At 43.0% G+C, this 6,677-nt stretch carries 9 protein-coding genes; 1 reads left to right on the forward strand and 8 read right to left on the reverse strand.

Annotated elements, in window-relative coordinates; all coding sequences use genetic code 11:
- Nucleotides 1-144: 144 nt before the first annotated feature.
- From AACT52_RS09500 to mobQ, 7 genes are all read right to left on the reverse strand, one after another.
- Nucleotides 145-444: a hypothetical protein gene (locus AACT52_RS09500; RefSeq protein ID WP_073636581.1), complete on the reverse strand. Its 300-nt coding sequence runs from the start codon at nucleotides 442-444 to the stop codon at nucleotides 145-147.
- A 3-nt stretch (nucleotides 445-447) separates the two neighbouring features.
- On the reverse strand, nucleotides 448-948 hold the full coding sequence (locus AACT52_RS09505; RefSeq protein ID WP_073636582.1) for a replication/maintenance protein RepL: 501 nt from the start codon (nucleotides 946-948) through the stop codon (nucleotides 448-450).
- A gap of 495 nt (nucleotides 949-1,443) precedes the next feature.
- A complete protein-coding gene (locus AACT52_RS09510) occupies nucleotides 1,444-1,725 on the reverse strand; it encodes a hypothetical protein (RefSeq protein WP_073636583.1) in 282 nt (93 codons plus the stop codon).
- A 139-nt stretch (nucleotides 1,726-1,864) separates the two neighbouring features.
- Nucleotides 1,865-2,308, reverse strand: a complete 444-nt coding sequence (locus tag AACT52_RS09515; RefSeq protein ID WP_073636584.1) for a hypothetical protein — start codon at nucleotides 2,306-2,308, stop codon at nucleotides 1,865-1,867.
- Between the two features lie 105 nt (nucleotides 2,309-2,413).
- Nucleotides 2,414-2,659, reverse strand: a complete 246-nt coding sequence (locus tag AACT52_RS09520; RefSeq protein WP_073636585.1) for a hypothetical protein — start codon at nucleotides 2,657-2,659, stop codon at nucleotides 2,414-2,416.
- 31 nt (nucleotides 2,660-2,690) lie between these two features.
- Nucleotides 2,691-3,686, reverse strand: coding sequence for a hypothetical protein (locus AACT52_RS09525; RefSeq protein ID WP_083630833.1), 996 nt, complete (start codon nucleotides 3,684-3,686; stop codon nucleotides 2,691-2,693).
- A 78-nt stretch (nucleotides 3,687-3,764) separates the two neighbouring features.
- A complete protein-coding gene (gene mobQ / locus AACT52_RS09530; protein WP_073636586.1) occupies nucleotides 3,765-4,847 on the reverse strand; it encodes a MobQ family relaxase in 1,083 nt (360 codons plus the stop codon).
- A 282-nt stretch (nucleotides 4,848-5,129) separates the two neighbouring features.
- On the opposite strand from mobQ, the gene AACT52_RS09535 reads away from it, so the two are divergent.
- Nucleotides 5,130-5,594, forward strand: a complete 465-nt coding sequence (locus AACT52_RS09535; protein WP_143173023.1) for a hypothetical protein — start codon at nucleotides 5,130-5,132, stop codon at nucleotides 5,592-5,594.
- A 306-nt stretch (nucleotides 5,595-5,900) separates the two neighbouring features.
- Here AACT52_RS09535 and AACT52_RS09540 read toward each other — a convergent pair.
- On the reverse strand, nucleotides 5,901-6,677 hold a 777-nt coding region (locus AACT52_RS09540; RefSeq protein WP_073636588.1), incomplete at its 5' end, for a DNA-primase RepB domain-containing protein.

Consider the following 6,677-nt stretch of genomic DNA (forward strand, 5'->3'; position numbering starts at 1 on the left):
TGACATTCATTCCTTTGAGAAAGCTGACAGATTTAAGAACCTGGTCTAGGTTCCATTGGCGGGACATCATTTTTCCAGTGACAGAATCACGGATGCCGATTTCGTATCCCTGACAGTTCATTCCCTGGAGTTGACGGCGAATTGCTAGATAGGTTCTGTCCATAGTTCATCATTGAACTTGTAAGTATCGTGGTTTCCCATGCGACCTTTAACGGTCATTTTAGTCAAAATGTTTGCTTCAATGAGTTGGTTAAAGGCGTTGTTCACAGAAGATAATGGGATGTCTAAATTTTTAGAGATTTCTGCTTGTCCAACAATAGAAGGATTCTCAAAATCTATAAAACTCATAAGGTAAAATAGCACTTTACCTGTTTCTTTAGACAATTTTTTGTCTCCTGCATTCTTTCCTATATTTTTAAGAAAAATTTTAAATTCGTCGGACATTTTTTAATTCTCTTTAGCGGGAACGCTTCTTGCTGAAATTTCTCTCTTACCATTTTGTTTGTAGGTAATTTTAAGCTCCCACCACTCTTCCCTTTGCTTATAAATGCTATTCCAATCACCTCTCGCAAAGAGTTTTGGATTTACTTTGTATTCTCCTCTATCAATCCTTACAAAGATTTCCGCATCAACAATTTTTCTTAAATAATTATCAAAAGTCTGTATTTTTATTCCTACACGTTCTGCAATCTCCTTCTTTCTTCGGCTGGTCAAAATAATTACATTTTCATAATCCATCTTCAAAAGAAGTTGATGCAATAAGTCCTTACTTCCGGCTGGTAGTTTTAAGACGGCTGTTAAATCATCTACATACATTTTTATAAAAGGCGGTTCTTGGGGAAGTCTCACAATTTTTAAACTATCTTCCTCTTTCACAATTCCGTCCTCACTCACGTGCCTTAAAGTTTCCAGGTAATGGATTTTCTTTGCTTGTCCTGCATCAACCATTTTTTGTTCCTCATTTATGTTATATAGGTTAACTACTCATAAATGAGTAGTAAGAAAAAACGACTGATTTTGTCAAGCTACTTATTAAAAAGTAACATTCCTACTCAAAAAAAAGTTAAAACACGTACTGTCAGAGTAGGATTCATGTACTGTCAGAGTAGGATTCATGTACTGTCAGAGTAGGATTTTTTGAAAAAAAAATTGCCATCAAACCCTTATGGGAAGCGGCTTTCAGAGATTTTTTTTAGGAAACAATCCCTTCTATTATTTTATGGGGGCATTTTTAGGGTCTAAAACCCACTCCTTTTTCACACAGCGCCCCCCCTCTTGGGGAGGTGAAAAAGGCGCTTCGCGCAATCGTGGGGGGCGCTGTGGCGTTGTGTGTAGCCGATGATGGGCTAACAGGCACATAGCTGTCACCAGCCGCCATTTGGCGAAAAAACTTTCCTTTGCCTTAGCGGGGATTATTTTCCCTTTGCTACAGTGACTCGCTTTTCAGGGGTCAGGATGAGGTAGAAGCTGGGTAAGCTCCTCAAGCAGTTTAAGGGCTTTGTCGTAGGTTCTGGGGTGTTTATTCGTTTTGCTGCCTTCGGCGGCTTCCTGGGCTTGCTGCTGCCACTCCTGAATGAGTGTTTGCAGTTGGGTGATGATTTCCCGGCTTTGAATCGCCTTGGTTACATCGTCAGCGGTGAAGCTGGCGGGGACTCGCCGCAGCTTCGTTGGTTCTCCGTATTTGGGTTTGCGTCCTGCTCCTTCTCTCGCTCCGCCTCTGGGCATTGCCCTGCCTGCCTTTTTGATTTTGTATTACAATTTCAATATAGCAGGAAGCTTAGTAAATTGGGGCATTTTTGAAAATGTTACACGAATTCAAAATGGCTTGCAGTTACGATGGTTTTTTTTGGTAATCGCAAGGTTTTTAAGGGGTAGCGGCTTTTCTGCCAAAGAGTAACCGTAACGGGTTACGGCTGCGTAACCGCTTGTCTTCTAGCAGTCCGGTTGCCTGTTGCCGCCAGTAGTCCGCCTGCTGCTGCCAGCGGTCGCGTTCTTGTTTCAGGTCTGCGTTATGCTCTTTGGATTGGTGTAACTGTTCCGTAACGGCTTGTAGTCGTTCTCGTAATGCCGTTACTTCTATTAAGATTATGGGGTTACTCTCTGTTCCATTTCCCTGATTTGTACCGTTACTTTTGGTGAGGTTACTATCAGCAACCGGGGGGTAAACTCTGAACAATTCGGCGGGGTCTATTTTATAGCTGTGTTCGTTCTTTTCTGCGTAAGACAGCCTGCCGTCCTTGATAGCTCGCAGGATAGAAGTCTTGCTTTTTCCGGTGGCTTTGGCAGCTTCACCAAGGGTTAAATACATGGTTACGCTTTGTTCACGGTTACGTTTCGCGTGACTGTAACCATTGTCTAATATGATTCAAGCTGAATAAACTATTTGTTTTATACTGTTTATTGAATTTATGTTCTATACAGCAGAATCAAGATTTCCTTGTTCATAAGCTTCTTTTACTTTTTGAAGTGCTTCATTCCAATATATCCACATTGCAGCATCTAAAGTGAGAACCTCGTTTTGTTCTCGTAATGTAAAGGCAGTCCAGCTTAGTATATTTCGCACGTCGTCAGATGCACGAAGCCCGCGTTCAAAATAACCTTCCAAAAAAGCACGCATAACCTGGAAGTAAAATATCTTTTCTTCTTCTGAAAATTCCATATTGTATCTAGGTAAAATTTTATTTATTTATCTAAAATTGACCAGTTTTAGTATCAAGAGTTCTTATTTTACCAGGGGCATTTTTTCCACCATTTTGGATGACACCATCTCTAACCTGAGCCCATGTTTGTGACCCATCGGGGTTAATTTTGCCATAAAGGTCATTTCCATACTTGTCTTTTCCAAGATAATTTTTTCCATCAGATGCAACCTTAACTAATAAATCTCTATTTTCAGGTGTGTCTGGTAAATGCCCATCTTTTTCAGTGAAAATGTGTTTTAGCTGAGAATTATCAGTTGGTAACGTTACATTTTGTGGTTGGTCAGAGGGACTAGTTTGTTCTGGAAGAATGGGAGGACGAGTAGTTTCTGGGTTTGGAGATGTTTGTTGTGGATTATCTCCAGGGTCAATTGTTATATCGGAAGGAGTTGTAGGGGCTTCATTATTTAGGATGGATACTCCTATTGCTACTCCTCCTAGTAATAAGATTAATGGGACAGTTTCTTGACCGCTTAACGGTTTATCAGTATAGGTAGGGGATGAGCCTGGGTTTTTTGTTCCAGTAAGCGGTGTATCTTTGAACTCTAATATTTCGTCTGTTTCGTTTGTTCCGCCCGTCTTGTTAAGGAGAGAGCCTAAAACGCACACTCCATTAATTCCGCCAGTATAAACATAATAATCTTCTAATCTACTTGCTAAAGGGCAACTGACATATACATTTTCCGATTTTAAATACCAATTTTTGATATGGCACTCAGCACCAATGATAATGCTTGGGTTGATGTAACTAGGTATCAATTTAATGGCAGTCGTTGTACTTCCTCTAAATTTTGCCGCATCCTGACAAGCACTAAACGCATCTGGAAAAACATCTGATGACCAACCCCATTGAGCAGGTTTGATTAGTGGGTCTACTGGAGTGGATTGTGCTTGAACGATGCTAGTTTTAAGTAATATTTGCTGACCAAGTACAAGAGCAGCAGTGCAAGCAGAAAAGATAGACCGCCAGAAACGTTGAGACGGCATAAGAATTGGTAGAGTGCAACACAACTAACCATACCGTCTTTCTTGCTCCTTATTTTTAAACCTCAAAAAACGTAATATTCATCTTTCTGGTTCCCAGCTTTGTTCATCCCTGCTAAGTTTATTACTTCGTTCCCGTTCATGATACTCCTGCCATTGTCTAAGCAGTTCGCGCTCATCTTCGGTCAGTTCTTGACTAGGGTTGATGGGTTGTTTCTGTTGAGGAGGGGCGGGTTTTTGATGAAGAGTTTCAGCAATATTTTTGGCAGTTTGATGAGTACGCTTCTTTTGTTCTTGCCGTTTTTGTTGAGCAACTTCCAAAATGACTAATTTCTTTTCTGCTTCGATTTCTTTCTCTAAAGATGCTTTCTCTTGTTCTAATTTTTGAAGCTGGCGTTTGCGGTTATTCAGTTCTTTAACCGCTCGATGTTCATTGCCTGCCCTGGTCTTGCCTTTCCATTCCGGGCGCTGTTCCATCGCATGAGCTTTCCCCAATTTGGGAGCTGGTATTTTATCAATCCCTCTATCCTTGAGACTGCGACAATCAACCCGTTCATCTCTGCCTGCAAGTTCCAGGGCATGGTTGCAATAGTTCTCCCATTGTTGGCGTTCTTGCTTGAGGTATTCCGGGTCAACAATAACCCGCCTGGTTTTGGCATCTTTGACCATTTTAGGGCGCCAGGATTCCTCTTTCTTGAGAGCGAACCTTTCACCGTCAACCCGTCTTGTGGTGAGCAGGATATGTGCATGAGGGTTATGAGAATCTTTTCCCTCGAAGTTATGCAGACTTACATCTGCAACCATGCCCTTAACAACGAACTGTTCTTGCACATATCGCTTGATCAGTTTTTGCTTCTGCTCGTGGTTCAGTTCGCGGGGAAGGGAGATAATGATTTCTCGACAGAGTTGGGAATCTTTTCGTTTCTCCGCCTGCTCCACTTTGTTCCAAAGTTTCTCCCGGTCATAGACCCAATCGGCGGCGTCGGCTGGTGCCATAATGCCTTTGGCATAGATGCGGTCATGCTGGTCGGCTTTACCAAACCTTCGGGTCTTGCCGTAATAATGGTCATAGAGTTCTTCGGCAGAGCAGTAAGCAGCATAGCTAACAGCGGTGTCGCCGTTGCTTCTTCCAAGAACGCGACTGTCGTAATTGTACAGTGCCATTGTCAAAGTACCGCATCCTGGGCGGGGGAGATGCAAGAGGGGGTGTGCCTAGCACCCTCGCTTGCCGCGTCATGTTGGGAGCAGCGTAGCTGCGGACAACATATAGAGACGCGCTTACTATCGGTGGTGCCGCTAGTAAGAAGCAAACCCACTATAGCACAATGCTGGCAGCATAGGATGGTAGAGCGCACGGAATGATTTAGAAAGGGAGGAATAGCAACCAGGAGAAATGGTAGCAGCAGGCGATTTGCGGTAGATTGAGAGGAAGGGATGGGGGGAGTTATGGCAGAGGAAGATTTAGAGGATAAGACTAAAACGCCTGCTCAAAAACGGCTTGAAAAGTTACAGCAACGAAAGCGGGAACTGGAAAGACAGATTCGGGAAGAACAACGGCTGTTGAGTAAAGCTGAACGAAACAGGCGAACGCTGCGACTTATCTCTATGGGACTTCTGGTAGCTTATGAAATCGAAACAGGGGCAAGGAAGGAAGAAGAAGTCGTTGAAAAACTGGATAAGTTGCTGACACAGAATTCTCACAGGGCAGCTTGGGATTTACCGCTGTTGGAGAAAGGACAGAAACCAGGAGATATAGAAAAGGTTAAGAAGGAACCAGGAAAGTCGAAGGAATCAAAACAAGTCAATAAAGCAGAACCAAAGAAAGCCCTAAGTTCAAATGAACAACCAAAAGTAAAATTGAAAGAGAGTGAACAGGAAAAGATTTTTAAAGAGTTTGAAGAATTCAGTTAAGTTTGAGAAAATGAATTGAATTTTTAACAGCTATCCATACAATGAAATGGAAAAGAGGGTAGCAGGGTCTGCAATTCCCCACTACCCAAAGTTTTACCTAGTTCGAGATTTCAGCATAATTTCTATGCGAAATTCAAACAAAGGAAAAACTCGTATGACGAGCTTTATAAACTTCATACGCTTTTCCTTCTGAAAGGCGGGGAGGGGAATCCCTCCCCTCTTAACCTTTCAGTAGGGACTATAACCGAACAACCAGTTTGCGCGAAGCGCCTTTTCCCCTCCCTCGGAGAGGGGGGCTGTGTGTTCTCATTTAGTTTTTGATTGTTGCAGTCGTCGGTGAGCAGCAGCTATAGTTCTGTCAAGATAATCTTCGATGTGTCCAATCTTTCTGGTTTCTAAGTTTGGGCTAGTTTTTTTCAGGGTATTCTTGATGATATTCTCGGTTATGCCGATGCGTAGCAGGTCGCAAGTAATGATGAAATCCGCCTTACTGTCATCAAAGTTATTTGCATATCGTTTAGAAAGTCTTTGATATTGGGCGGTAGCATATTGGATGGGGTCTATATGCCGGAAATCTGCCCTTACAGAGGGGTCTAGAGGTGGCTGGGCTACTACCCTAGCCAAAGTGTTTTCATGTGCTTCCTTGACCTTCTGGTGAGCTTCTAGGACAAGCTCTTCTGCTTTGGTAGCTATCTTACCGTTGCAACGGTCTGCGAGAACGTAAGGACGGTTGTAAACAGGTTTGAGATTAGTGAAACCAGCCAGTCTACCGTAATGTCGCCAGTCAGCGGAATTTTTATCACTGCTGTAGCGTTCGGATAAGATTTTAGCAGCTTGAGTGGCGACTTCGGAATTGAAGTCGCCCTGGTAGATTCTGACCCAGGCTTGGTAATTCATGGGACTGGTGATGATGATGGCGGCGGGGTTGTAACCGTCTTTATCCATCTGTTGGAGTGTCCCTAGCCCAATGTCGTCAAGCAAGATAAGTCCCTCACTGATGGCGGGGCGGATGTAGATGTCGTTGCCGTTGACATTCATTCCTTTGAGAAAGCTGACAGATTTAAGAACCTGGTCTAGGTTCCA

It is taken from the genome of Scytonema sp. HK-05, assembly GCF_963872035.1.
In the GTDB taxonomy this organism is placed as follows: Bacteria; Cyanobacteriota; Cyanobacteriia; order Cyanobacteriales; family Nostocaceae; genus Kalymmatonema.

Coding starts and splice junctions, on each gene's coding strand:
- AACT52_RS09515 (WP_073636584.1), bottom strand. CDS start 2,308: ATGTATTTAACCCTTGGTGAAGCTGCCAAAGCCACCGGAAAAAGCAAG.
- mobQ (WP_073636586.1), bottom strand. CDS start 4,847: ATGGCACTGTACAATTACGACAGTCGCGTTCTTGGAAGAAGCAACGGC.
- AACT52_RS09510 (WP_073636583.1), bottom strand. CDS start 1,725: ATGCCCAGAGGCGGAGCGAGAGAAGGAGCAGGACGCAAACCCAAATAC.
- AACT52_RS09535 (WP_143173023.1), top strand. CDS start 5,130: ATGGCAGAGGAAGATTTAGAGGATAAGACTAAAACGCCTGCTCAAAAA.
- AACT52_RS09520 (WP_073636585.1), bottom strand. CDS start 2,659: ATGGAATTTTCAGAAGAAGAAAAGATATTTTACTTCCAGGTTATGCGT.
- AACT52_RS09505 (WP_073636582.1), bottom strand. CDS start 948: ATGGTTGATGCAGGACAAGCAAAGAAAATCCATTACCTGGAAACTTTA.
- AACT52_RS09500 (WP_073636581.1), bottom strand. CDS start 444: ATGTCCGACGAATTTAAAATTTTTCTTAAAAATATAGGAAAGAATGCA.
- AACT52_RS09525 (WP_083630833.1), bottom strand. CDS start 3,686: ATGCCGTCTCAACGTTTCTGGCGGTCTATCTTTTCTGCTTGCACTGCT.